At 64.0% G+C, this 25570-nt stretch carries 15 protein-coding genes; 12 read left to right on the top strand and 3 right to left on the bottom strand.

Translation table 11 applies throughout. From position 1 onward, the window contains the following. Positions 1–322: 322 nt before the first annotated feature. From dsbD to DMX11_RS24530, 5 genes are all read left to right on the top strand, one after another. Positions 323–2038, top strand: a complete 1716-nt coding sequence (dsbD, locus tag DMX11_RS24510; RefSeq protein WP_110747951.1) for a protein-disulfide reductase DsbD — start codon at positions 323–325, stop codon at positions 2036–2038. Continuing rightward, on the top strand, positions 2038–2874 hold the full coding sequence (locus DMX11_RS24515) for a TlpA disulfide reductase family protein (protein ID WP_110747954.1): 837 nt from the start codon (positions 2038–2040) through the stop codon (positions 2872–2874). The genes dsbD and DMX11_RS24515 overlap by 1 nt, the downstream gene beginning before the upstream one ends. 1 nt (position 2875) lies before the next feature. Beyond that, complete coding sequence (dsbG, locus tag DMX11_RS24520) at positions 2876–3634, top strand: thiol:disulfide interchange protein DsbG (protein WP_110747958.1); 759 nt, start codon at positions 2876–2878, stop codon at positions 3632–3634. A 534-nt stretch (positions 3635–4168) separates the two neighbouring features. Continuing rightward, positions 4169–4912: a hypothetical protein gene (locus DMX11_RS24525; protein WP_110747961.1), complete on the top strand. Its 744-nt coding sequence runs from the start codon at positions 4169–4171 to the stop codon at positions 4910–4912. Beyond that, positions 4912–5613: an ATP-binding cassette domain-containing protein gene (locus tag DMX11_RS24530; RefSeq protein ID WP_110747966.1), complete on the top strand. Its 702-nt coding sequence runs from the start codon at positions 4912–4914 to the stop codon at positions 5611–5613. The genes DMX11_RS24525 and DMX11_RS24530 overlap by 1 nt, the downstream gene beginning before the upstream one ends. 42 nt (positions 5614–5655) lie before the next feature. Here DMX11_RS24530 and DMX11_RS24535 read toward each other — a convergent pair whose 3' ends face one another. Then, positions 5656–18609, bottom strand: coding sequence for a non-ribosomal peptide synthetase (locus DMX11_RS24535; RefSeq protein ID WP_110747970.1), 12954 nt, complete (start codon positions 18607–18609; stop codon positions 5656–5658). A 305-nt stretch (positions 18610–18914) separates the two neighbouring features. Here DMX11_RS24535 and DMX11_RS24540 point away from each other — a divergent pair, with 305 nt between their 5' ends. Continuing rightward, the gene (locus DMX11_RS24540; protein WP_110747973.1) at positions 18915–19445 is read left to right on the top strand and encodes an RNA polymerase factor sigma-70; all 531 of its coding nucleotides are present in this window, start codon (positions 18915–18917) and stop codon (positions 19443–19445) included. 1 nt (position 19446) lies between these two features. On the opposite strand, the gene DMX11_RS24545 is transcribed toward DMX11_RS24540, so the two are convergent. Continuing rightward, positions 19447–20256, bottom strand: a complete 810-nt coding sequence (locus tag DMX11_RS24545) for an ABC transporter substrate-binding protein (RefSeq protein ID WP_110747976.1) — start codon at positions 20254–20256, stop codon at positions 19447–19449. A 171-nt stretch (positions 20257–20427) separates the two neighbouring features. Here DMX11_RS24545 and DMX11_RS24550 point away from each other — a divergent pair, with 171 nt between their 5' ends. Both DMX11_RS24550 and DMX11_RS24555 read left to right on the top strand, forming a co-directional pair. Beyond that, on the top strand, positions 20428–20979 hold the full coding sequence (locus DMX11_RS24550) for an exonuclease domain-containing protein (RefSeq protein WP_110747979.1): 552 nt from the start codon (positions 20428–20430) through the stop codon (positions 20977–20979). A gap of 75 nt (positions 20980–21054) precedes the next feature. After that, positions 21055–21339 (top strand): pyrimidine/purine nucleoside phosphorylase, encoded by a 285-nt coding sequence (locus DMX11_RS24555; protein ID WP_054894773.1) that lies wholly within the window; start codon positions 21055–21057, stop codon positions 21337–21339. A 51-nt stretch (positions 21340–21390) separates the two neighbouring features. Here DMX11_RS24555 and DMX11_RS24560 read toward each other — a convergent pair whose 3' ends face one another. Further along, positions 21391–22083, bottom strand: a complete 693-nt coding sequence (locus tag DMX11_RS24560; protein WP_110747984.1) for an alpha/beta family hydrolase — start codon at positions 22081–22083, stop codon at positions 21391–21393. A 50-nt stretch (positions 22084–22133) separates the two neighbouring features. Between DMX11_RS24560 and ccoN the strand changes: the two genes are divergently transcribed. The 4 genes from ccoN to ccoP are packed head-to-tail and all read left to right on the top strand — an operon-like array spanning position 22134 to position 25318. Further along, positions 22134–23558, top strand: a complete 1425-nt coding sequence (gene ccoN / locus DMX11_RS24565) for a cytochrome-c oxidase, cbb3-type subunit I (RefSeq protein ID WP_110747986.1) — start codon at positions 22134–22136, stop codon at positions 23556–23558. 13 nt (positions 23559–23571) lie between these two features. Beyond that, positions 23572–24180, top strand: coding sequence for a cytochrome-c oxidase, cbb3-type subunit II (gene ccoO, locus DMX11_RS24570; protein WP_110747989.1), 609 nt, complete (start codon positions 23572–23574; stop codon positions 24178–24180). A 5-nt stretch (positions 24181–24185) separates the two neighbouring features. Continuing rightward, the gene (locus tag DMX11_RS24575; RefSeq protein WP_110747992.1) at positions 24186–24380 is read left to right on the top strand and encodes a cbb3-type cytochrome c oxidase subunit 3; all 195 of its coding nucleotides are present in this window, start codon (positions 24186–24188) and stop codon (positions 24378–24380) included. Further along, positions 24377–25318, top strand: a complete 942-nt coding sequence (gene ccoP, locus DMX11_RS24580; RefSeq protein ID WP_110747995.1) for a cytochrome-c oxidase, cbb3-type subunit III — start codon at positions 24377–24379, stop codon at positions 25316–25318. Before DMX11_RS24575 ends, ccoP begins: the two co-directional genes overlap by 4 nt. Positions 25319–25570: the final 252 nt, after the last annotated feature.

The raw sequence follows: 25570 nt of genomic DNA on the forward strand, positions 1-25570 counted from the left end.
GCGCTCGCTCCTACGTTTTTTTCGGGCCAGTAACGCCTGTGACAGGCGCGCGCGACCGCCTTGTTTGTACGACGTGATATCCCGCCATGCGCCAAGGCGTTCGCGCGCGAATCCCCCAGGAATAATTGGCCAGAAAAAAACGTAGGAGCGAGCGCAGCTCGCGATGCGCCGCGCGGGCGGCGCTCGATCTCCCAGGCGCTGAAAATCCCAAGGCCAACACCTGCAAGCCCTAATGCTCTCCCAGCCCCAAATCCCGAGTTAACCTTCATTTAATCAACCCCATCCAGCATGGCCCCATTCCCAGATCTGCCAAGGCGAAGACATGCGCGTTCTCCTGCTCTTCCTCACACTACTGCTGGCCGGCCCGTTGCAAGCCAACCCGTTCGATGTGAAACCAGACTTCCTGCCGGTTGACCAAGCCTTCGTGCTCACCCACGACCGCCAGGCCGACGGCCAAACGCGCCTGTACTTCCAGATCAAGCCGGGATACTACCTCTACCAGAAGCGGCTGAAGTTCGATGGCCTGCCCACCGAGCAGCACCCGCAACTGCCACCCGCACTCAACCATCACGACGAGTTCTTCGGCGACAGCGCGGTGTACCGGGACCAGCTGGAACTGCTATTGCCTGCCAACGCCCAGGGTCAGTTGCGCCTGGGCTGGCAGGGCTGTGCCGATGCCGGCCTGTGCTACCCGCCGCAAACCACCTCGATCGACTTGGGCGGCAGCGTAACGCCCGCCGCCGAGCAAGCCAGCGACCAGGCCCTGGCCAGCGGCCTGCAACAAGGCCACCTGGCCTGGAGCCTGCTGGCGTTCTTCGGCCTTGGCCTGCTGCTGGCGTTTACCCCCTGCTCGCTGCCGATGCTGCCGATCCTCGCCGGGCTGGTGCTGGGCAATGGCGCCAGCGCCCGCCGTGGCTGGGTGCTGGCCGGGGTCTATGTGCTGAGCATGGCCATGGTGTACGCCGGGCTGGGGGTGGTTGCTGCCCTACTGGGTGCCAGCCTGCAGGCCTGGCTGCAGCAACCCTGGCTGCTGGGCAGCCTGGCGGGGCTGTTCGTGCTGCTGGCACTGCCGATGTTCGGCGCCTTCGAGCTGCAACTGCCTGCCGCCCTGCGCGACCGCCTGGACCGCGCCGGGCAAGGTACCCGTGGCGGCAACCTGTATGGCGCGGCACTGCTCGGGGCGTTGTCCGGCCTGTTGCTCGGCCCGTGCATGACTGCGCCGCTGGCAGGTGCGCTGCTGTACATCGCGCAGAGCGGTGACGTGCTGCAAGGCGCGCTGGTGCTGTTCAGCCTCGGCCTGGGCATGGGCGTGCCGCTGCTGTTGCTGGTCACTTTGGGCAACCGCTACCTGCCGCGCCCGGGTGCCTGGATGAACAGGGTAAAGGCGGTGTTCGGCTTCGTGTTCCTGGCCATGGCGCTGTATACCGTGCGTAGCCTGCTGCCAGCGACCCTGCTGCTGGCGCTGAGCGGCGCCTGGCTGATCGCCCTGGCCTGGGCCGCCTGGCCGGCCCTGCAACGGCTGCCGGCGTTGCGTGCAGTACCGTTGCTCGGCGCGCTGTGGGGCGGGCTGCTGCTGGTAGGCGCGGCAGCCGGTGGCGACGACCTCTGGCAGCCACTACGCCCCTTCGCCGGCGGTGCCGCCGCGCCAGCCCAAAGCCAGCATACCGAGGACAGCTTCGTCACTGTCAGCCGCCCCGAAGACCTGCAACGTGAACTGGACGCCGCCAAAGCCCGTGGCCAGTGGGTGATGCTCGACTACTATGCCGACTGGTGTGTGTCGTGCAAGGTCATGGAAAAGCAGGTGTTCGCCCGCAGCGACGTGCAAGCCGGGCTGGCCGGTGTACACCTGCTGCGCCTGGACGTGACCGCCGACAGCCCTGCCAGCAAGGCTCTCCTGCAACGCTATCAGGTACCCGGCCCGCCCAGCATTATCTGGATCGGCCCGGAAGGTGAAGAACGCCGTGCACGGCGCATCACCGGGGAGGTGGACGCAGCCGCGTTCCAGCAACACTGGGTCCAGACCAGGAGCCAAGGCTGATGCTGACCGTAACACTCGGGCCACTGACCATGGCCCTCAACCACCTGCTTATGCTCACCGCCCTGGTGATCGCCAGCGTGGTCGGCTGGTGGGTCGCCCGACGTGGCGGCGAGAGCCCGGCATCGGCGCTGTTCAACCTGTTCCTGATCGGCCTGCTGTGTGCCCGCGCCGGCTTCGTGCTGGCCTACTGGCCGATGTATCAGGACGACCCACTGCAAATCATCGACATCCGTGACGGCGGCTTCCTGTTCTGGTCGGGCCTTGCCGGCATCGTGCTCGGAGCCCTGTGGCAGGGCTGGCGCCACCCCGGTCTGCGCCGCCCGCTAGGCTGGGCGCTGTTCAGCGGCGCACTGTTCTGGGGCCTGGCCAGCCTCGGCGGCCACCTGTACAGCAAAGGCACCGAACTGCCCGAACTGAGCCTGAACAACGCCGGCGGCCAGGCCGTGGCATTGCACAGCTACCGCGGCAAGCCGCTGGTCATCAACATCTGGGCCACCTGGTGCCCGCCCTGTCGGCGTGAGATGCCAGTGCTGCAACAGGCACAAAGCGATTACCCGCACGTGACCTTCCTGTTCGTCAACCAGGGCGAAACCCCCGAGAACGTCAGCACCTTCCTCGCCACCACCGGCCTGAGCCTGACCCACGTGCTGTTCGACGGCACCGGCCTGCTGGCCCAGCGCGTCGGCTCCATGGCCCTGCCCACCACGCTGTTCTACGACGCCAACGGGCGGCTGGTCGGCAGCCACCTGGGCGAGCTGTCCCGGGCCAGCCTGCGTCACGCCCTGGAACCTTTCGACCGGGCCATTGCGCCTGCCCCTGCCGCACAAGGAAACTGACATGCGATTGACTGCACTGCTGCCCCTGTCCCTGGCCCTGCTGGCCTCCCCTACCCTGCAGGCCGAAGATCTGCCCAAGGCAGTTCAGCAGCTGCAAGCCAAGGGCGCCGTGATCAAGGGCAGCTTCGATGCGCCCAACGGCCTGCGTGGTTATGCCGCCGAGTACCAGAACAACGCCCTGGCCCTGTACCTGACCCCCGACGGCAAGCACGTGCTGGTCGGCAGCCTGTTCGACGAACAGGGCAAGGACCTGAGCGCCGAGCCGCTGCAAAAGCTGGTCTACGCGCCGATGAGCAAAGAAATCTGGGCGAAAATGGAAAAGACCGCGTGGATCGCTGACGGCAAGGCCGATGCGCCGCGCAAGGTGTACCTGTTCAGCGACCCGAACTGCCCATACTGCAACATGTTCTGGGAACAGGCGCGGCCGTGGGTAGAGTCGGGCAAGGTGCAGCTGCGCCATATCATGGTCGGCATCATCCGCGAAGACAGCCCGGGCAAATCGGCGGCGCTGTTGGCAGCGAAAGATCCGGCCAAGGCCCTGCAACAGCATGAAAAGGCCGGCAAGGCCAGTACCTTGAAGGCGCTGGAACAGGTGCCAGAGGCTGTGCAACAGAAGCTGGCGGCGAACATGGCGTTGATGGAAGAGATGGGGTTGCAGGCGACCCCGGCCATTTTCTACCAAGATGAGCAAGGCAACCTGCAAAGCCAGCAAGGGGCACCCCGGCCGGAGATGCTTGGGAAGATTCTGGGCAAGCGATAGCTTAACTTGAGTGTTGCGGTGGTGCCTAGATCGAGCGCCGTCCCGGCGGCGCCATTTCCGCCGCCCCAGCGCTCAACCTCACCTCGGCCCCCAGCCGGCCGGTAAATCTAGCTGATCAATCTCACGGCCCGGCAGATCCATCCCGTGCAGGTCTAACTCAGCAACTTAAAACATCTAGAAACAATTATTCAGCGCCCGCTAATGTGAAACTTCGATTGCTCGGCCCCCTGATCAAAATCCCACCCCGCGCACAACAAAGAATATTCACACGCTCACTGCAGGGCTTTCGTACGCCAGAACCAGAAACCTCTTACACAAATATAAGAAATACTAGAAACTGAAAATCATTATCAGATTTAAGTAAGATCCTTCTGAAGACCTTCCCCACGAAAACAGCTGTAAACCAAACCCCTCGATACCACCCCAAGCGCCTCCACCCCCATCGAAAGATTGACATTGAATACTTGAACGCCTAAACCTCCTGATGCCGCACATGTCGAGTCATAACAAAAACAACGAGATGGAGCTACTCCCATGAGCTCAAAATCAACGCACTTTTATACGCAGCATAAAAAAGTCATCGCCATTACAAGAATCCTGACCACTGAGCATTTAAGGGAGCCCACATCGCTTCTTTGGTCAGCGCTGGCCCCTTGCATACTCTTCATTATCACCCAACCAACACATGCAGCCTCGACCTATACCGCTTCAGCCGCCTGGTTCTACTCATACATCTCTGCCACACTCGCGTTCTTTGGGTTCAGCTTCTACCTCATCGGCAGAAGGGAAAGTGGCTTTACCCGATCTTTCATCTACCAACACGGCGCGATCAAGCTATTCCTGACGGCCCACACACTCAGTTATTTATTATTGAGTTTGCTTTACGCCACCCTATTCTATCTCTTGACCAAACCCTTACGAGGTCACTACTCACTTCCTGAATACCTCTATCTGATGGCATGTTTTTACACCAGCTATCTTATGTTCACCTGTCTCGGCCTGGGGATTGCCGCACTGCCGATCAAATTCAGCACGGCCAGCACACTTTTTTCACTCTTGTCATTCCTCATGCTGGTTTCCGGATACACCGGCGCCACGCTGGGGCACGATGCTGCGCAGGCGCTAACGCTGATCAACCCGCTCTTTCTAAGCGCGCAGATCTTCCATGGCGAAATGCCCATTCTCAACAGTTTCCTGATTGCACTCTCGGCCTCTGCAACCGCGACTTACCTGACCGGAAGGTATTTCAGAATCCAACCCATCTGGAGCCGATACTGATGGACATTTTAACTATCAACAACCTTCAATTCGGATACAGCGGAAATCCGCTACTGAACGACATTGAACTCACTATACAAGCGGGGGAACTGGTCGGCATTCTGGGCAACAACGGGGCCGGAAAGACAACCCTTTTCGACCTCATCTGTAAAATAAAGAAACCAGCAAAAGGCGCCATTTCCAATTTATCCAGGCGTCAGGCCTATTTGACGCAAATCCTTACACCGCCCCCATTGCTCCGCATGAACGAAGCGGGCAAGCTAATCACCAGCCTGACCCCCAATGCTTCCCCAGATCACACAGAGATTCTCTCGAAACTAGCCAAATGGTCCCCGTCACTGTCCAAGCGATATGCAGAAATCGCCAAGAAAAAAGCCGCCAATTGCAGCTACGGTGAAATTCGCAGCTACTTCACGCTGACCTTGTTGCTTTTAAACAGTGACTTGATCATTCTTGACGAGCCAACGGCTGGCGTAGACCCTGAATTTCGACATTATATATGGCTCGGTATAAAAAGCGCGTGCGCGGAAGGCGCGAGCGTGCTGATAGCTTCTCATTACACAGAGGAAATCACGAAAAATTGCCAGCGCTTTTATATGCTCGCAAACAAGCGACTGGAAGCGTTTGACAGTGGTGGACAGTTCATGGAACGCCACCATGCCAAATCACTGGATGAAGCCTTTATCAATGCCTCGATCTAGGTACCGTGGCCATTGAGAGGGGGCGCCAAGCGCCCCTGCCCATCACAGCCCCTCCAATTCCGCCATCAGGTCACTGAGCCGGTCGACCTTGTCATCATCCAGCGCACTGCCCTGCAGCCCCTGTACATACTCGGCCAACGCCTCCACCGTGCTGCACTCGAACATCGCCCGCAGCGGCACGTTCAGCTGTAGCTGCTTCTGCACCCGTGAAGCGATTTGCGTGGCCAGCAATGAATGGCCGCCCAGCTCGAAGAAGTTGTCGTGTACCCCAACCCGCTCTGCCTTGAGCACATCGGCCCAGATACCCGCCAACAGGTCCTCCAGTTCGTTACGTGGCGCCAGATAGGCCTGGCTGTGCTGGGCGCCGATGTCGATGGATGGCAGGGCCTTGCGGTCGAGCTTGCCGTTGGCATTGTGCGGCAAGCTGTCGAACCAGCCCCAGTGCAACGGCACCATGTACTCCGGCAACTCGGCACGCAGCCGTTGCTTGACCTGCTCCAGCATTGCGGCATCGGCACTGACGCCCTGGTGCGCCACCAGGTAGCCAACCAGATGCTTGCCGTTCACGCCCTCCTGCACGCCCACGGCGGCATCGCGAATTTCCGCCTGCTCATGCAGCCGGGCCTCGATCTCGCCCAGTTCGATGCGATAGCCGCGAATCTTCACCTGGTGGTCGATGCGCCCGACATATTCCAGCACGCCGTTTGGGCGTTGCCGCGCCAGGTCGCCAGTGCGGTACAGACGTTCGCCCGGCGCCCCATAAGGGTGAGGGATGAACGCCAGCGCTGTGCGCACCGGGTCACCGACATAGCCACGACCCACGCCAGTGCCGGCCACGCACAACTCACCCACTGCCCCCAGCGGCACCAGCTTCTGGTCCTCGCCGAACAGGTACAGCCGGTTGTTATCGGTTGGCGTGCCGATTGGCAGGTAGCTGCCTTCGGTCGAGGCGGCATCGACGCGGAAGAACGCCACGTCATCCGAGCACTCAGCCGGCCCATAGGCATTGACCAGGCCGATCTGCGGGTAGCGCTGCAGCCACTGCGCCGCCAGCTCCGGTGGCATGGCCTCGCCGGTCGGCAGCATCCAGCGCAAGCCGTCGAGGGCCTGGTGGTCGCTGGCCAGCATGCCCTGGATCAGGGACGGCACGCTCTCCAGCACGGTAATGCCGGTGGCCTGCACGTGCGCCAGCAGGCCATGCGGGTCGTGGGCGATGGCGTTGGGCACAATCTCTACCTGGGCGCCGAACAGCGGGGCAGCCAGGAACTGCCAGACCGAGATGTCGAAGCTTTGCGAGGCGGTCTGGGCAATCACGTCCTGCTCGCTCAGCGCCAGGTACGGCACCTTGCTGAGCTGGTTGTTGAGCATGCCGCGCTGCTCGACCATCACCCCTTTCGGCAGCCCGGTCGAGCCTGAGGTGTAGATCACATAGGCGAGGTTGTCCGGGCCACTGTGGATACCCGGGTTGTGGCTTGCGATCGGGTTGGCCTGGACGTCTTCCCAAACCAGCAGTTGCGGCCGCAGCGCAGCCTCCAGCTCACCGAGCAACTGCCGTCCCTGCTCGGCGCAGGCAGCGCTGCACACCAGCACTGGCGTGCGGCTGAGCCGAATGATGCTTTGCAGGCGGGCTGCCGGCAAGCCCGGGTCCAACGGCAGGTAACCAGCGCCGGCCTTGAAGCTGCCGACGATCATGCCCAGCAGCGGCAACCCACGCTCGGCAAGCAGTGCCACTGGCTGGTCCACGCAGACGCCGGCAGCTACCAGCGCATGGCCCAGGCGGTTGGCCGCCAGGTTCAGCCCGGCGTAATCATAGGATGCCTCCAGGCAGCGGGCCACGGTACGCTGTGGATGCGCCACGACCTGCGCTTCGAACTGCGCGATGTAGCTCTGTTCCAGCGGATAAACCCGCTCGGTCCGGTTGCAGTCCTCCAGCAGGAAGCCTTGCTCCTGGGCGCTCAACAGCGGTAGCTCGCTCACCTCCCCTTCAAAACCTTGTACCAGCGCCAACAGCAGGCGCTTGAACTCGGCCAGCAGGCGCTCGACGGTCGGGTAATCGAAGTAACGCTGGTCGAACGACAGGTGCAGGCCCAGGTCATCACCCGGGTAACACACCGCCGTCAGCGGGAAGTTGGTGTGGGTACGACCCGAGTCGGAGCTGGCGTTCAGGTGCTGGGCGTGATCGAGCACGGCGGTTTCAACCGGCGCATTCTCGAACACGAACAGGCTGTCGAACAGCGGCTGGCCCTTGGGCAGCTCGCTGCACGCCTGGATCGCCACCAGCGGCAAGTATTCGTACTCGCGCAGTTCCATGTTGCTTTGCAGCAGGCCCTGCAGCCACTGGCGTACGCTGCAACGCTCACCAGCGATGGGCAACTGCACGCGCAGGGCCACGCTGTTGATGAACAGGCCAACAGTGCGCTGCATCTGCGGCATGCTCACCGGGCGCCCGGCCACGGTCACGCCAAAGGCCACGTCGCGGTCGCCGCTGTAGCGCGCCAGCACCAGGGCCCAGGCCGCCTGGGCGAAGGTGTTGACGGTGAGCTGGTGGGCCTGGGCCAATTCACGCAGACGCACGCCGTCGCTGGCTTCCAGCCGGGTATAGCAGTCGCCGACGACCATGCCGCTGCCGGCGTGGTCATGGCGCAATGGGCGGTCGCTGGGGATCGCAGTGGCACGCTCGAAGCCGGCCAGGTTGGCCTGCCACCAGGCGCGCGCGTCGTCCAGGCCTTGGTGTTGCAGCCAGCCAATGTAGTCGCGATAACGCGGCGGTACCGGCAGTTGCGCCTGGCGGCCTTCGCCGAGGGCCTGGTAGACCTCGAAGAAGTCGTTCATCAGCAGCGAGCGGCACCAGGCATCGATGAGGATGTGGTGGTTGCTCATCATGAACCAGTAGCGCTCGTCAGCCACGCGCACCAGGCGCAGGTGGAACGGTGCCTCACGGAGCAAGGCGAAACCGGCCTCGCGTTCCTGCTTGTGCAGGGCCTGAAGACGCTGCTCCTGGGCATCGTCAGCAAGGCCACGCCAGTCCTGGTAGTCGACCGCCAGGTTGCCCGGCTTGTGGATGATCTGCAGCATCGCCTCGCCACTGTTCCAGCTGAACGAGGCGCGCAACGCTTCGTGGCGCGCCACCACCGCCTGCCAGGCCTGGGCGAAACGCTCGGGGTCGAGCGCGCTGTTGATGCGGTAGCGGTCCTGCATGTAGTACAGGCCAGTGCCCGGTTCCAGCAGGGTGTGCAGCAGCATGCCCTCCTGCATCGGCGTCAGCGGGTAGACATCCTCGATCTGCGCAGCCGGGACCGGCAGTGCGTCGATCTGTTCCTGGCTCAGGTGTGCCAGCGGGAAGTCCGACGGGGTGAAGCTGCCGTTGCCCTCGGTCAGGCAGTGCGCAACCAGTGCCAGCAGCTCCTGCCGGTAGGCCTCGGCCAGGTTGGCGATGGTGTGCTCGTCATAGCGCTCGGCACTGAAGGTCCAGCGCAGTTGCAGGGCACCGCCGTACACCTGGCCATCGACACTCAGCCAGTTGGGCAGTGGCGCATCGAGGTCATGGGCCAGGCCGGCCGGTTCATCCAGCGGCTGGAACAGCGCCGCGCTGTCGAACTGCTGGTCGAACTGGCCCAGGTAGTTGAAGGTGATGCGCGCTTGCGGCAAGGCGGCCATCTGCTCGCGACCGGCATCGTCGGCAAGGTAGCGCAGCACGCCGTAACCCAGCCCTTTGTGCGGCACCTGGCGCAGTTGCTCCTTGATCCGCTTGATCGAGCCGGCCCGCGCCGCATCGTCTTCGCCCGGCTGCGGGCGCAGGCTCAGCGGATAGGCGTTGGTGAACCAGCCGACGCTGCGGGTCAGGTCCATGTCTTCGAACAACCCGTCGCGGCCGTGGCCTTCCAGTTGCACCAGCACTGCTTCGTCCCCGCTCCAGCGGCACAGGGCGCGCGCCAACGCGGTCAGCAGCAGGTCGTTGACCTGGGTGTGGTAGGCCGCCGGCGCCTGTTGCAGCAACTGCCGGGTCTGCTCCACGTCCAGGCCGATGGCCAATGTCTGGGCGTGGCGGTGAAGGTTGCCGCCCTGCGGATGATCGCACGGCAATTCGCGGCGCACGCCGCCCAGCTGGCCTTGCCACCACGCCAGTTCGTCGCGCAGCGAATCGCTGCCAGCATAGCTGGCCAGCCGTGCGGCCCAGTCGCTCATGGCATGGGTCTTGGCTGGCAGCGGCTGACCGCGGTAAAGCGCCTGCAGGTCTTCCAACAGCACCCTCCAGGACACGCCATCGACCACCAGGTGATGGATCGCCAGCAACAGGCGCTGGCTGCCTTGGCCGTCGCGCACCAGCAAGGCGCGCAGCAGCGGCCCCTGCTCCAGGTCGAGGCTGCGCTGCACGTCGGTGTAGAGCGGTTGGCAATCGGCGAAGTCAGCGACGGTAGCGGTCCACAGCAGCTGCTCGGCGGCAGGCTGGGCGTACCGGGCCTGGCGACACCCACTCGCCTCGCTGAAACGCAACCTCAGGCTGTCGTGGTGCTGCACCAGCGCCGCCAAGGCCTGCTCCAGCACTGTTGCATCCAGTGGCTGGCGCGCCTCCAGCAATACGGCCTGGTTCCAGTGCTGCGGCTGCGCCACTTCACTGTCGAAGAACCAGTGCTGGATCGGTGTCAGGCCGACCTGGCCCTGGCGCAGGCCCTGGTCGATGCTGCTGGCGGTTTCGCCCTGCTGCACGATCGCCGCCAAGGTCTGTACAGTCTGGTGCTGGAACAAGTCGCGCGGGGTGAACTGCAAGCCAGCCTGACGGGCCCGGCTGACCACCTGGATCGACAGGATCGAGTCACCGCCGAGTTCAAAGAAGTTGTCCTGCACGCCGACCCGGGCAACGTTGAGCACATCGCGCCAAATCTGCGCCAGTTGCGCTTCCACCTCATTGCCTGGGGCCTGGTATTGCTGGCGCGCCTGATCCAGGTCCGGCAGCGGCAGGGCGCGGCGGTCGAGCTTGCCGTTGCCCATCAGCGGCAGGCTATCGAGCAGCACCAGGTGCGCAGGCACCATGTAGTCGGGCAGGTGCTGGCGGGCATCGGCTTTCACCGCTTCGCGCAACAGGCTTTGCGCCGCGGCACTGGCTGCGGCCTGCTTGCACACCAGGTAGCCCACCAGTTGTTTGCCGCCCGGCAAGTCCAGGGCAAGCACCACGGCTTCGTCGACATCGGCATGTGCCTGCAGGCGGCTCTCGATTTCGCCCAGTTCGATGCGGAAGCCGCGAATCTTCACCTGCTGGTCGGCACGGCCAACGTACTCGACAAGGCCGTCAGTGCCCAGCCGCACCAGGTCGCCGGTGCGGTACAGCCGCCCGCCTTCGCTGCTGAACGGATCGGCGACGAAACGCTCGGCGCTGAGGCCCGGGCGGTCATGATAGCCCTGGGCCAGGCCCGCACCACCGACATACAACTCGCCGATCCCGCCTTGTGGCAGCAGGGCGAGGTCTTCATCGAGGATATAGGCCGTGCGGCTACCGATGACGCGGCCGATCGGGACGCTGCCGAGCTCCGTCGGTAGCACCTCGGGTGCCAGGCACGCCAGCGGCATGACCACGGTTTCGGTCGGGCCGTAGGCATTGAAGAACTGCTGCGGCGCAAAAGCCTGACGGATACGCTGCAGGTGCTCGCCGGTCAGCGCCTCGCCACCGGTGATCACCAGGCGCACCGGCAGTTGTTCGCCCTGCCCGCCCAGGTACTGGGCCAACTGGCTGCCGTAGCTCGGCGTAAAGCCAAGGATACTCACCTGCTGCTCACGCACCAGTTGGCAGATGTCCTCGGCGCCCCACTGCCCCTGGGCGCGCAATACCACGCGCGCACCACACAACAGCGGCACCCACAGGCGCTCGCTGGCAGCGTCGAAGTTGATGGAATAGAAGTGCAGCTCGCAGTCATCGCTGCGCATGCCGAACGCCTCGATCACCGCCTGGCAGTGCATGGCGAATTCGCCATGGCTGACCACCACGCCTTTGGGCTTGCCGGTGGAGCCGGAGGTGTAGATGAGGTAAGCCTGATGCTGCGGCAGGTTGAGGTTGTCCAGTGGCGCATCGCTGTAGGCCGACAGGCTGGCGGCGTCATCCTCCAGGCTCCAGCGCGCCACGCCCTCAGGCAGTTCACCCAGGGTTTGCAGCAGTTCCTGCTGGCTCAGCAGCAGGCCGATGCGGCTGTCTTCGATCATGTAGCGCAGGCGGTCGAGCGGGTATTCAGGATCCAGCGGCACGTAGGCGCCACCGGCCTTGAGGATGGCCAACAGGCCGACGACCATTTCCAGCGACCGCTCCAGCGCCAGGCCCACCCGTACCTGCGGGCCGACACCCCGTTCACGCAGGGCACGCGCCAGGCGGTTGGCCTGCTGGTCGAGCTCGGCGTAGGTCAGGTGCTGGCCGGCGAAGGTCAGCGCACCCGCCTGCGGCGTGCGGGCGGCCTGGGCGGCGAACAGACCGTGGAGGGTCTGGCCAAGGTCGAAATCGTGTTCGCCCTGCAATTGGCCGACCAGCGCCTGTTGCTCGGCACGGCTCAACATTGGCAGTTCGCACAGACGGTGTTGCGGGTTGTCGAGCAAGCCGATCAGCAGTTGTTGCCAGTGCTCGGCCATGCGTGCGATACGCGGCTCGTCGAACAGGTCGCGGCTGTAGGTAAAGCAGCAGCCCAGGCGGCCGTCCAGGTCGGTCACTTCCAGGTACAGGTCGAACTTGGTGGCGCTGGCATCGTTGACCAGGTAATCCACCTGCATGCCGGCCAGCGTGCGGCTTTGCTGGAAGGCCCAGCGCTGCACGTTGCACATCACTTGGAACAGCGGGTTGTAGGCACTGCTGCGTGGCGGCTGCAGGGCCTCTACCAACTGGTCGAACGGCAGGTCCTGATGCGACTGGCCTTCGATGGCAATCTGACGCAGTTGCTCCAGTAGTTCACTGGCAGTCATCTGCCCGTCCAGTTCGCAACGCAGCACCTGAGTGTTGAGGAAGGCACCGATCAGGCCTTCGCTCTCCGGGCGGATGCGGTTGGCCACCGGCGCGCCGATGCGCAGGTCGCGCTGGCCGCTGTAGCGGTGCAGCAAGGCAGCCAGGGTGGCAGTCATGGTCATGAACAGGGTCAAGCCACGCTGGCTGTTGAACGCGTGCACGCGAGCGACCAGCGCCGGGTCGAGCTCAAAGCGATACAACTCGCCACGGTGGCTCTGTACGGCCGGGCGCGGGCGGTCTGCGGGCAACGCCAACACCGGGTGCTCATCACCCAGGCGGTCCTTCCAATAGGCCAGCTGGCGGGCGCCCTCGCCGCTTTCCAGCCATTGCCGCTGCCACACGCTGTAGTCCAGGTATTGCACCGGCAGTGGCGCCAATGGCGACTCGCGGTCATCGACGAAGGCCTCGTACAGCTCGCCCAGCTCGCGGGCGAAGATGTCCATGGCCCAACCTTCGGTGACGATGTGGTGCAGGGTGAGGACAAAGAAGTGCTCGCGCTCCTCGGCCTTGACCAGGCAGGCGCGCAGCAACGGCCCGCGCTCCAGGTCGAACGGCTGGTGCGCCTGATCGTCGGCCAGTTGTTGCAGGCGTTGCTGGCGGGCATCGGCAGGCATCGCGCTGAAGTCCTGCCAGTCGAGGTGCAGGCCGCCGTCCTCGGCTACGCACTGGTAAGGCACCCCGTCGATGCTGGGGAAGGTGGTACGCAGGGTTTCGTGGCGCACGATCAGCGCCTGCAACGCGCGCTCGAAGGCGTCCACATGCAGGGCGCCGCGCAGGCGCGCCATGCCACCGACGTTGTACGCCGGGCTGTCCGGCTCCATTTGCCAGAGGAACCACATGCGCTGCTGCGAGTACGACAGCGGCACCGCCTGGCGGCGGTCGACGCGGGCGATTTCACCCTGCAGGTTACGCTCACCCGCAGCGTGAATACGCGCAATCTCGGCACAGAAAGCTCCTAGTTCGCTGGCTTCGAACAGCGCCTTGAGCGGCAGTTCGATGTCGCAGGCCAGGCGCGTGCGGGAGACGATCTGGGTGGCCAGTAGCGAGTGGCCGCCGAGGGCGAAGAAGTCGTCCTGCAAGCCGACCCGCGGCAGGTTCAGCACTTCGCGCCATATCGCAGCCACTTGCTGTTGCAGTCCGCTTTGCGGTTCGACGTGTTCACGCTGCTGCCACACCGGGGCCGGAAGCGCTTTGCGGTCGACCTTGCCGCTGGGGCCCAGTGGCATCTGCGCCAGCGGGATGAGTTGGGCCGGCACCATGTATGCCGGCAGTTGCCCAGTCAACACCGCCAACAGCGCTTCAGGCTGGGCAGTACCGCTGTAATAGCCGACCAGCTGCGCGCCAACGGCGTCCTTGTGGACCAGCACCAACGCCTGCTCGACCCCCGCCTGCGCCAGCAGGCAGGCCTGGACCTCTTCGGGTTCGACGCGAAAACCCCGCACTTTTACCTGTTGGTCGAGGCGGCCGAGGTACTCCAGCGCCTCCAGCTGCACCAGCCATCGGGCGCGGTCACCACTGCGGTACAGGCGTTCGCCATTGCCATCGGCCTGCGGCACGAAGCGCTCGGCGGTAAGGCCCGGGCGCCCCAGATAACCGCGGGCCAGGCCCGCTCCGCCGAGGTACAACTCACCCGCCACGCCGGGCGCAGTCAGTTCAAGCTCGTCGTCCAGCACTCGGCACAACACATTGCCCAGCGGGCGGCCAATCGGCGAGCGTTCACCATCCCCCGCCTGGCAGTGCCAGTGGGTAACGTTGATGGCGGTTTCGGTCGGGCCGTAACGGTTGTGCAGTTGCACCTGCGGCAGCAGCTGCAGCACCTGATCACGCAGTGCGGCAGGCAAGGCTTCGCCACCCGAGAACAACCGACGCAGGCTGCTGCAGGCAGCCACTTTCGGCTCCTGGACAAACATCTGCAACAGCGGTGGCACGAAGTGCAGCGTGGTCACGCCATGGGTTTGCACCAGTTCGGCGATGCGCTGCGGGTCACGGTGTTCGCCTGGGCCAGCGAGCACCAGCTTGCAGCCCGTGATCAATGGCCAAAAGCACTCCCACACCGAAACGTCGAAACTGATCGGCGCCTTCTGCATCAACACGTCGCTGTCGGCCAGCGCGTAAGTCGCCTGCATCCACTGCAAGCGCTCGGCCAGCGCCGCGTGGGTGTTGCCCACACCCTTCGGCTGGCCGGTAGAGCCGGAGGTATAGATCACGTAGGCCAGGTTGTCGCCGTGCAAGTGCAACCCGGGGGCATGGCTGGGCCAGCTGTCCAGGTGCAGCTGGTCCAGCGCGATGGCGCTGACACCGTCAACCTGCGGCAGCTGGCCCAGCAGGTTGCTGTGGCTCAGCAGCAGGCCGGCATTGCAGTCGGTGAGCATGTAGGCGAGGCGTTCGGCCGGGTAATCGACGTCCAGCGGCACGTAGGCGCCACCCGCCTTTAGAATGGCCAGCAGGCCAACCAGCAACTGCGGCGAGCGCTCGATGGCAATCGCCACGCAGGTATCAGGCCCTACCCCCTTGTCGCGCAGGTAGTGGGCCAAGCGGTTGGCCTGCTGGTGCAGCCCGGTGTAATCCAGGCTGCCCCCCTCCCATACCAGGGCGGTGCGCTGCGGGGTCAGGCGTGCCTGCTCGTTCAGCTGCTCGACCAGTAGCTGCCCCGGCGCAGGGGCCGTTGCCTGGCCCCACCCCAACAGCTGGGCACGGCCAGGTTCGTCGAGCAACTGCACGTCGCCCAACGCCCGCTGAGGTGCTGCGCACACCTGCTCCAGCAGCGCCAGCAAATGACCGGCCAGCCGTTTGATGGTGCTGGCGTCGAACAATTCGGCGGCATAGTCGAAGGCCAGGCTCAGGCGGCCCAGGTGGTCTTCTTCACTGTGTAGCTGCAAGTCGAACTTGGCTTCGCGGCTGTGCCACGGCAGCTCTTCGGCCAGCAGGCCCGGCAGGCGCCGCAGCGCTGACAGGTCGCGCTGCTGGTGGTTGAACATGACCTGGAACAGGCCCTGTTCGCGGGCCTCGGGCAGGGCTTCGACCAGTTGTTCGAACGGCAAGTCCTGGTGGGCCTGGGCCTGCAGCGTGGCCTGGCGCACTTGGCCCAGCAAGTGGTCGAACGGCAGCCGGCCATCGAGCTGCGCGCGCAGTACTTGGGTGTTGATGAAGAAACCGACCATGCACTGGGTTTCCTGGCGCGGGCGGTTGGCGTTGGGCACGCCGACGCGGATGTCCGCCTGGCCGCTGTATCGCTGCAGCAGCGCCTGCCAGCCGGCCAGCAGGACCATGAACAAGCTGGCCTGCTGTTCGCGAGCCAGGCCCTTGAGAGCATCGGTGAGCTTGGCTGGCACCTTCATAGTCAACCGTGCCGCGCTGTGTTCGCGCTGGTTGGCGCGTGGGTTATCGGTACACAGGTCGAGCACCGGCAACTCGTCAGCCAGGTGGGCTTTCCAGTAGTGCAGCTGGCGCTCGCCCTCACCCTCGGCCAGCCATTGGCGCTGCCAGTTGCCATAGTCGGCATAACCCAGGGTCAGCGGCGCCAGGTTGGCCTCCAGCCCCTGACAATGGGCAGCGTACAGTTTGGCGAACTCATCGAGCAGGATGTTCAGCGACCAGCCGTCGGCAACGATATGGTGCAAGGTCACCCACAGTTGATGATCTTCGTCATCCAGGCGGGCCAGCGTCACGCGCAGCAACGGGCCTTGGGTCAGGTCGAAAGGCTGGCGAGCCTCGGCTTCACGCTGCGCTGTAACCTGTTCGGCGGGTTGCCCTTCGAGGTCCAGCCGTGACAGGACGAACGGCTGCGCTGGCAGGACAAATTGCAACGCCTGGCCGCCCTTTTCACTGAACACGGTACGCAGCGATTCATGGCGCGCCACCAGTGCCTGGAACGCCGCTTCAAGGGCACGTTCATCCAGGTCGCCACGCAGGTGCAGGCCGGCCGGAATGTTGTAGGCCGCCGATTGCGGTTGCAGCTGCCACAGCAGCCACAAGCGGTTTTGCGCCAGCGACTGAGGCAGTGCCTGGTTGCGCGCCAGGTTGGCGATGGCTGGGGCCTGTTGATTGCCTTCGGCGATTATTGCGGCCACGGCCTGGCGGTAGTCGGCCAGCACCGGCGCTTCGAACAAGGTGCGCAGGTTCAACGGGGTGCCCAGTTCATCGCTCAGGCGTGCAGTGGCCTGGGTCGCGGCGATGGAGTTGCCGCCCAGCAGCAGGAAGTGGTCGTCTGCCGCCACCGTTGGCACCTTGAGCACATCACGCCACACCGCAGCGATGCGCGCCTGCAATTCATCACCCGTTGCATCAGCGGCAACCGCTTCGCTCAATTCAGGGAACCGGGCGTAGCAATCCAGGCTGCCATCGTCCATGCGCAGGCGACAGGCCGAACGCTGCAGCTTGCCGCTGGAGGTTTTCGGCAGCGCACCGGGGTTCAGCAGCAGGACCACCGCCGGCGCCTGGCGGCAGGCGTCGGCGATCACCTGGCGCAGGGTCTTGATCAGCGCCTGGGGTTCGAGGGCCTTCTGCACGTTGCGGCTGATTTCCACCGCTACGCCGATGCCCTCCTCGCCCAGATGCTCAACGGCAAACACGGCCACCCGGCCTTTGCGCAGCACGTCGACTTCACGCTCGAGGGTTTTTTCCAGGTCCTGCGGGTACAGGTTCTGCCCGCGCACGATCAGCATGTCTTTCAAGCGCCCGGTGACGAACACCTCACCGTTGCGCATGAAGCCCAGGTCGCCGGTACGCAGCCAGGTCTGGCCGTCCATTTCGACAAAGGTACGGGCGCTGGCTTCGGGGTTGCGCCAGTAACCCAGGGCAATACTCGGGCCACCCGCCCAGATTTCGCCAACCTGGTTGTCACCCAGCACTTGCAGTTGCTGCGGCTCGACAATGCGTACCGCATGCCCCGGCTGCGGGTAGCCGCAACTCATCAGTACGCTGCCCGCGCCCGGCTCGGCGCGGTTGGCGGCGAAGGCCGCGGCGTCCAGCTCCAGCGCCGCGATGCCCTGGCCACGGCGGCTGCCGCTGACAAACAGGGTGGCTTCTGCCAGGCCATAGCTGGCAAAGAAGCTTTGCCGGTCGAAGCCGCAGGCCTGAAACTTGTCGGCGAAGGTCGCCAGGCTGTCCTGGCGAATGGGCTCGGAGCCCGAATACGCTACACGCCAGCGGCTCAGGTCGAGCCCTGCCAGCGAAGCCTCGCTGACCCGCTCGCTGCACAGGCGGTAGGCAAAGTCGGGGCCCCCGCTGATGGTGCCGCCGTATTCGCTGATGGCCTGTAACCAGCGCAACGGCCGGGCGAGGAAGTAACCCGGCGACATCAGCACGCAGGGCACACCGCTGAAGATTGGCTGCAACAGGCCGCCGATCAGGCCCATGTCGTGATACAGCGGCAGCCAGCTGACGATCACATCATCGGGGTTGAGGTCGATGCCAAAGCCTTGGCGGATCAACTGCTCGTTGGCCACCAGGTTGCCATGGCTGACCTGCACGCCCTTGGGCAGCGCAGTGGAACCCGAGGTGTACTGCAGGAAGGCAATATCATCGCCCTTGAGTGCAGGTGCTTGCCAGCTTGCGGCCAGCGCCGGGTCCAGGCCGTCCACTGTCAGCAGCGCGGGCGCATCATCTGCCGCAAGCGCCTCCAGGCCTTGCAGGCTGTCGTGCAGCGCCGCCACCGTCAGCAGCAGGCGCGGCTCGGCGTCGGCGATGATCGACAGCAAGCGTTCCTGGTGGTGCTGCCGCGCGGATTCCGGCGGGTAGGCCGGCACTGCAATCACACCCGCGTACAGGCAACCGAAGAAGGCCGCCACGTAGTCCGGCCCACTGGGGAACAGCAGCACGGCTCGATCACCGAAGCCGGCGCGCGCCTGCAAGGCGGCGGCGATGGCACGGGCACGCTGGTCGAGGTCCCGGTAGCTGAGCACGGCCTGCTCGCCGGGGGCGTCGGCGAGAAAGCGCAGGGCAATCCTGTCCGGGGTCTGCGCGGCGCGTTGCGCCAGGGCCTGGACCAGCGAGAGCGGGAGTTCGAAGGCGTCCGTCATGGGGTGTTCCTGCCAGTGTCTGTTGGGGCGAGCCGGCTGCGCCGCAAACACGGGCGGGCAGCGTTGGGCGGCCGAGGATGTACACAGGGGAACGGATGGGCGGGGGTAGAAATTAAAGCGATTGCGCAGGGGCAGACAGGCCAAGGGGTGAACTGTTTCACATAGCGGGCTTAGAACTGAAAGATACAGATACTAATTTCGTTTCGTATTTGACAATCATTATCATTCTGAATAGCTTGTCGCACGTCGTAGGAAGCTTCCCAGCCTGGGGTGCCTCCTCTCCCCTCTGTGACAAGGTGATTTCCATGGCGGAACAACTATCCACAAGTAAGTGCGATTCACCATTACTGCAGGCCTTCGTCGACAACCGCAGCATCCTGGTCAAGATCGCCGCGCGCATTACCGGCTGCCGCTCGCGCGCCGAGGATGTGGTGCAGGACGCATTCTTCCGGCTCGGCGCCGCCCCGCAAATCACGTCGTCGTTCAAGGCGCAGCTAAGCTACCTGTTCCAGATCGTGCGCAACCTGGCGATCGACCACTACCGCAAGCAGGCCATGGAGCTGAAGTACTCCGGCAGCGAAGAGGAAGGCCTGAATGTGGTGATCCAGAACGCCTCGCCGGAAGCCACCCATATCAACCTTGCCGCGCTGGACGACATTGCCGAGGCGCTGAACGAGCTGCCGCAGCGCACCCGCTATGCCTTCGAGATGTACCGCCTGCATGGCGTACCGCAGAAGGACATTGCCAAGGAGCTGGGGGTATCGCCGACCTTGGTCAACTTCATGATTCGCGACGCCCTGGTGCATTGCCGCAAGACCACCAACCGGCAGGCCTGAGTCATTCCTCGAGCGCCCTGGGCGCGCTGACGGTGATGCGGTATGGCTCGAAGATCCGCGCCAGCTCGCCGTTGTCGCGCAGCCCGCGTAGCAGTTCGGCGAACGATTGCTCGCCGATGGGGCTGCCGGGCCGCAACAAGGCGTAATGGTGATACACCTGATCGATGCGCCGTGAAGGCATCAGTTGCGCCTGGCTCGCCGGGTTGCGCGCCAGAAAGTCACTGAGGTAGGAACGCGTGACCAAGGCGATGTCGGCACGCCCTGCCTGCACCATCAGCAGGTTGCTGTCGTGGGAATAGGTCAGCGTAGCGCGGTAAGCCTTGCGCAAGTAGGCCGGGTCCGAGTTGAAACCGGCGAACGCGTAATGGTAGCCGTTGAACAGCGCCAGGCGCTTGCCGTTCAGGTCATCGAAGTAATGCGGGTCCCGCCCATTGGCCTTGCGCGCGACAAACACCTCAGCGTCCTCCAGGCCCATGTCCACGCTCTGATGAGGGATCTGTTCCCAGCCCCATTGCGGGTTCTCGAAGATGGCCATGTCGGTACGGCCCTGTTGGAAGTCACCAAACCGGCGCTGGATGGACGTGGGTACCAGGACGAAATGGTAGCGCTGTTGTGCGCGGTTGAGTGCGTCGACCAGTTGCGGCAGCAGGCCGGTATCGGCGCCTTGCTCGGGGCGCACCGTATACGGTGGGAAATGCGCCGCACCAATCTTCACTTCAACGCCATCTGCGGCCCATGCCGGCGCCGCCAAGCAGCACACGGCCAGCAGCATCAGAGTGGACAAGGCCTTTAGGCCGGGCGCTGGAGTCAAGACGGACACTCATCACGGTTCATGCCTGGGTCCGCCTAAGCTAGGCGTTTTCCGGAGACGGCACAACTGCTGGTACCTGCTCTTTTTGCCAAAGCAGGCGGCAAAATGCCATAGGGTGCCGGATGCGCTGAGTTTGGCTACGCTCTAGCTGGGTTTGCAAGGGAGCCTGGTATGGGCCACTGGTTGGTGATCGACCTGGAAGCCACCACCGACGAGGGTGGTTGGCCGGTCGCAGAGATGGAAGTCATTGAAATCGGCGCGAGCCTGGTCACCCGCGACGGCCGTGAGGTTGACCATTTCCAGTGTTTCGTGCGGCCACGGCGGCGGCCGCAACTGACCACCTTCTGCCGCGCGCTGACCCACATCGGCCAGGCCGAGGTGGACAGTGCCCGGCCGTTTCGCGAAGTGTGGGCAGCGTTCGAAAGCTGGCTTGGACAGCATCGCGAGCAATTGCAGGCGTGGGTCAGCTGGGGCGACTACGACCGCCAGCAGCTGCACCAGGAATGGCAGCAGCACGGGCTCGACAGCCTGCTGCGCACACTGCCGCACATCAACCTCAAGCAACGCTTCGCCAAGGCCCGTCACCTGCAGCGCCCCGCCGGCCTGAACAGTGCCCTGCAACTGGCCGGCATGCACTTTTGCGGGCAACAGCATCGCGCCCTGGAGGACGCTCGCAACACGGCCCGGCTGTTGCCGCTGAGCCTGCCCGCCGAAGGGCCCTGAAAGCAGATGACGGGGATTGTGGGCTTGGGCATACTGGCCAGCCCTTTTTTCATCACCCCTTTTCAGGAGTCGCCCATGTTCCAGGTCAACGAGTACTTCAACGGCACCGTCAAGTCGATCGCATTCGCGGGCGAAGAAGGCCCCGCCACTGTCGGCGTAATGGCCCCGGGCGAATACGAGTTCGGCACCGCCAAGCGTGAAATCATGCACGTGGTGTCGGGTGCGTTGATCGTGAAACTGCCAGGTAGCGACAACTGGGAAACCTTCAATGCCGGTGACAAGTTCAATGTGCCGGCGGACAGCAAGTTCCAGCTGCAGGTGAAGGTAGATACCGCTTACCTGTGCGAGTACCGCGACTAAGCGTCAGCCTGTGCCGGCCTCTTCGCGGGTTTACCCGCGAAGAATCCAGCATCAGTCCTTCAGGAACTCAGCAACGCGTTCAGCCGCCGCCTGCAAATGCTGCTCATGGCTGAACCCCGACGCCTTCAACGGCTTCAGGTCATGGTCCCCCGCCACTAGCCAGCTCACCTCGATCGCTGGCGACAACGCATAGCCCGCCACTGCTTCGCGGTTACCCAGCGCATCGCGCTCGCCCTGCACGATCAATGTCGGCGTTTTCAACTCCGCCAGGTGCTCGACCCGCGGCTTCTCCGGCTTGCCCACCGCATAGAACGGATACCCCAGGCACACCAGCGCATCCGCGCCCAACTCGTCAGCCAGCAGGCTGGCCATGCGCCCCCCCATCGACTTGCCACCCACGGCCAGCTTGCCCGTGACCAAAGGTCGCACCTGCCGGTACACCTCGCGCCAGCATTCCAGCAACACCTTCTGCGGGTTCGGCGGCCGCTTGCCACCGCCCACCCGGCGCTCGGCCATGTACGGGAACTCGAAGCGCACCACCGCCACCCCAAGTGCCGCAAGCCTTTGCGCCATTTCGTCCATGAACCCGCTGTCCATCGGCGCACCGGCGCCATGGGCCAGGATCAGGCAGCCCGTGTAGCCGTTCTTGCTTTCATCCTGCGCAAGATCGCAGCGCAAGCCTGGGACATTTCCGACCTTCGCCCATTGATCCCCGTCAATACCGGCACTTTGCCCATTAATCATGCTTGCCTCGCTGTAAAGCCTGCCAAATAACCGTGGATGGGAACCCATACATGAACACAACCAGCAGTACCGCCTATAACTACAAGGTGGTCCGCCAATTCGCCATCATGACGGTGGTGTGGGGAATCGTCGGGATGGGGCTCGGCGTCTTCATCGCCGCCCAGCTCGCCTGGCCGTCCCTCAACTTCGACCTCCCTTGGACCAGCTTCGGCCGCCTGCGCCCCCTGCATACCAATGCAGTGATCTTCGCTTTCGGCGGCTGCGCGCTGTTTGCCACCTCCTATTATTCGGTGCAACGCACCTGCCAGACCACCCTGTTCGCACCCGGCCTGGCCGCGTTCACCTTCTGGGGCTGGCAACTGGTGATCCTGCTGGCGGCCATCACCCTGCCACTGGGCTACACCAGTTCCAAGGAATACGCCGAACTGGAATGGCCGATCGACATTCTGATCACCATCGTCTGGGTGTGCTACGCCATCGTGTTCTTCGGCACGCTGATGAAGCGCAACACCAAGCATATCTACGTGGGCAACTGGTTCTTCGGCGGGTTCATCCTCACCGTGGCGATGCTGCACATCGTCAACAACCTGGAGCTGCCGGTCAGCCTGACCAAGTCGTACTCGGTCTATGCCGGCGCCACCGACGCCATGGTGCAGTGGTGGTACGGCCACAACGCGGTAGGCTTCTTCCTGACCGCCGGCTTCCTGGGGATGATGTACTACTACGTGCCCAAGCAGGCGGAACGCCCGGTGTATTCCTATCGCCTGTCGATCGTGCACTTCTGGGCGCTGATCACCCTGTACATCTGGGCCGGCCCGCACCACCTGCACTACACCGCACTGCCTGACTGGGCGCAATCGCTGGGCATGGTGATGTCGCTGATCCTGCTGGCGCCAAGCTGGGGCGGCATGATCAACGGCATGATGACCCTGTCCGGTGCCTGGCACAAATTGCGCAGCGACCCCATCCTGCGCTTCCTGGTGGTGTCGCTGGCGTTCTACGGCATGTCCACCTTCGAAGGCCCGATGATGGCCATCAAGACCGTCAACGCGCTGTCCCACTACACCGACTGGACCATCGGCCACGTTCACGCCGGCGCCCTGGGCTGGGTGGCGATGATCTCGATCGGCGCGCTGTACCACACCATCCCGAAAGTGTTCGGCAAGGAGCGCATGTACAGCATCGGCCTGATCAACGCGCACTTCTGGCTGGCCACCATCGGTACCGTGCTGTACATCGCCTCGATGTGGGTCAACGGCATCGCCCAGGGCCTGATGTGGCGCGCGGTGAACAGCGACGGCACGCTCACCTACTCGTTCGTGGAGACCCTGGTAGCCAGCCACCCAGGCTTCATCGTGCGCTTCGTCGGTGGTGCGATCTTCCTCAGCGGCATGTTCCTGATGGCCTGGAACACCTGGCGCACCGTGCGTTCGCCAGCACTTGATGTCGCCCCTGCGAACGCCCAGCTGGCTTGAGGAGACCCGTCTGATGAAACATGAAGTCATCGAGAAAAACGTCGGCCTGCTGGCCTTGCTGATGGTGTTCGCCGTCAGTATCGGCGGCCTGACCCAGATCGTCCCGCTGTTCTTCCAGGACGTCACCAACAAGCCGGTCGAAGGCATGAAACCTTATACCGCGCTGCAGCTGGAAGGCCGCGATATCTACATCCGCGAAGGCTGCGTGGGCTGCCACTCGCAGATGATCCGCCCGTTCCGCGCCGAAACCGAGCGCTACGGCCACTATTCGGTGGCCGGTGAAAGCGTGTGGGACCACCCGTTCCTGTGGGGCTCCAAGCGTACCGGGCCAGACCTGGCCAGGGTCGGTGGCCGTTACTCTGACGACTGGCACCGCGCGCACCTGTACAACCCGCGCAACGTGGTGCCGGAATCGAAGATGCCGTCGTACCCATGGTTGGTCGCAGAACAGGTAGACAACAGCCACACCGACGTCAAGATGCGCACCCTGCGCACCCTCGGCGTGCCATACACCGACGACGACATTGCCGGGGCCCGCGACGCGGTCAAGGGCAAGACCGAAATGGACGCGCTGGTCGCCTACCTGCAGGTGCTTGGCACCGCGATCAAGAACAAGAGGTGAGTGCGATGGAAATGGACATCGGCATGATCCGCGGCCTGGGCACCCTGGTGGTGATGATCGCCTTCATCGGCCTCTCCCTGTGGGTATTCAACCGCCGCCGCGACCGTGATTTCGCCGAAGCGCGTCTGCTGCCCTTCGTCGACGACCACCTGCCCGCTGCCGGGCAGGAACCTGCTGCAAAAAGGAGTAACGGGCAATGACCACCTTCTGGAGTACGTACATCTGCGTACTGACCATCGGTAGCCTGATTGGCCTGACCTGGCTGCTGCTTGCCACCCGCAAGGGCCAGAGCAACAGCAGCACCGACCAAACCATGGGCCACAGCTTCGACGGTATCGAGGAATACGACAATCCGCTGCCCAAGTGGTGGTTCTGGCTGTTCGTCGGCACCCTGGTGTTTTCGGTCGGCTACCTGATCCTCTACCCGGGCCTGGGCAACTGGAAAGGCATCCTGCCGGGCTATGAAAATGGCTGGACCGGCGCCAACGAATGGCAGAAGGAAATGGACAAGGCCGATGCCAGGTTCGGGCCGATCTTCGCCAAGTACGCCGCCATGCCTGTGGAAGAAGTGGCCAAGGACCCGCAAGCGCTGAAGATGGGCGGCCGATTGTTCGCCTCCAACTGTTCGGTGTGCCATGGCTCGGACGCCAAGGGTGCCTTTGGCTTCCCCAACCTCACTGACAAGGATTGGCGCTGGGGCGGCGAGGCGGAAACCATCAAGGCCACCATCATGGGCGGTCGTCATGGCGTGATGCCGGCCTGGGCCGAGGTGATCGGTGACCAGGGCGTTGCCGACGTGGCTGCGTTCGTGGTCAGCAAACTCGATGGCCGCACATTGCCTGAGGGCGCGAAGGCCGATGTGGAGAACGGGCAGAAGATCTTCGCGGCCAACTGCGTGGCCTGCCACGGGCCGGAAGGTAAAGGTACGCCCGCCATGGGCGCACCGAACCTGACCCACCCGCAGGCGTTCATCTACGGCTCGAGCTTTGCCCAGCTGCAGCAGACCATTCGTTATGGTCGCCAAGGGCAGATGCCGGCGCAGGCCGATATCCAGGGCAACGACAAGGTGCACCTGCTGGCGGCTTATGTGTATAGCCTGTCGCAGGGTGGTTCGGCTGAGGCTGTGACTGCCAAGTGAGTTCGCCGAAAGGGATTTGGCGCCTGTGAGATCGAGCGCCGCCCGCGCGGCGCATCGCGAGCTGCGCTCGCTCCTACATTTGTTTCGGGCCAATTTTTCCTGTGGGATATGCGCGCGTACGCCTGGGCGCATGGCGCGATATCGCGTCGTACAAACAAGGCGGTCGCGCGCGCCTGTCACAGGCGTTACTGGCCCGAAACAAACGTAGGAGCGAGCGCAGCTCGCGATGCGCCGCGCGGGCGGCGCTCGATC

This window comes from Pseudomonas sp. LB-090624 (assembly GCF_003205205.1).
In the GTDB taxonomy this organism is placed as follows: Bacteria; Pseudomonadota; Gammaproteobacteria; order Pseudomonadales; family Pseudomonadaceae; genus Aquipseudomonas.

What these genes read in the sequence shown, in the direction of transcription:
- dsbD (WP_110747951.1), top strand. Translation starts at nt 323, where the DNA reads ATGCGCGTTCTCCTGCTCTTCCTCACACTACTGCTGGCCGGCCCGTTG.
- DMX11_RS24515 (WP_110747954.1), top strand. Translation starts at nt 2,038, where the DNA reads ATGCTGACCGTAACACTCGGGCCACTGACCATGGCCCTCAACCACCTG.
- dsbG (WP_110747958.1), top strand. Translation starts at nt 2,876, where the DNA reads ATGCGATTGACTGCACTGCTGCCCCTGTCCCTGGCCCTGCTGGCCTCC.
- DMX11_RS24525 (WP_110747961.1), top strand. Translation starts at nt 4,169, where the DNA reads ATGAGCTCAAAATCAACGCACTTTTATACGCAGCATAAAAAAGTCATC.
- DMX11_RS24530 (WP_110747966.1), top strand. Translation starts at nt 4,912, where the DNA reads ATGGACATTTTAACTATCAACAACCTTCAATTCGGATACAGCGGAAAT.
- DMX11_RS24535 (WP_110747970.1), bottom strand. Translation starts at nt 18,609, where the DNA reads ATGACGGACGCCTTCGAACTCCCGCTCTCGCTGGTCCAGGCCCTGGCG.
- DMX11_RS24540 (WP_110747973.1), top strand. Translation starts at nt 18,915, where the DNA reads ATGGCGGAACAACTATCCACAAGTAAGTGCGATTCACCATTACTGCAG.
- DMX11_RS24550 (WP_110747979.1), top strand. Translation starts at nt 20,428, where the DNA reads ATGGGCCACTGGTTGGTGATCGACCTGGAAGCCACCACCGACGAGGGT.
- DMX11_RS24555 (WP_054894773.1), top strand. Translation starts at nt 21,055, where the DNA reads ATGTTCCAGGTCAACGAGTACTTCAACGGCACCGTCAAGTCGATCGCA.
- DMX11_RS24560 (WP_110747984.1), bottom strand. Translation starts at nt 22,083, where the DNA reads ATGATTAATGGGCAAAGTGCCGGTATTGACGGGGATCAATGGGCGAAG.
- ccoN (WP_110747986.1), top strand. Translation starts at nt 22,134, where the DNA reads ATGAACACAACCAGCAGTACCGCCTATAACTACAAGGTGGTCCGCCAA.
- ccoO (WP_110747989.1), top strand. Translation starts at nt 23,572, where the DNA reads ATGAAACATGAAGTCATCGAGAAAAACGTCGGCCTGCTGGCCTTGCTG.
- DMX11_RS24575 (WP_110747992.1), top strand. Translation starts at nt 24,186, where the DNA reads ATGGAAATGGACATCGGCATGATCCGCGGCCTGGGCACCCTGGTGGTG.
- ccoP (WP_110747995.1), top strand. Translation starts at nt 24,377, where the DNA reads ATGACCACCTTCTGGAGTACGTACATCTGCGTACTGACCATCGGTAGC.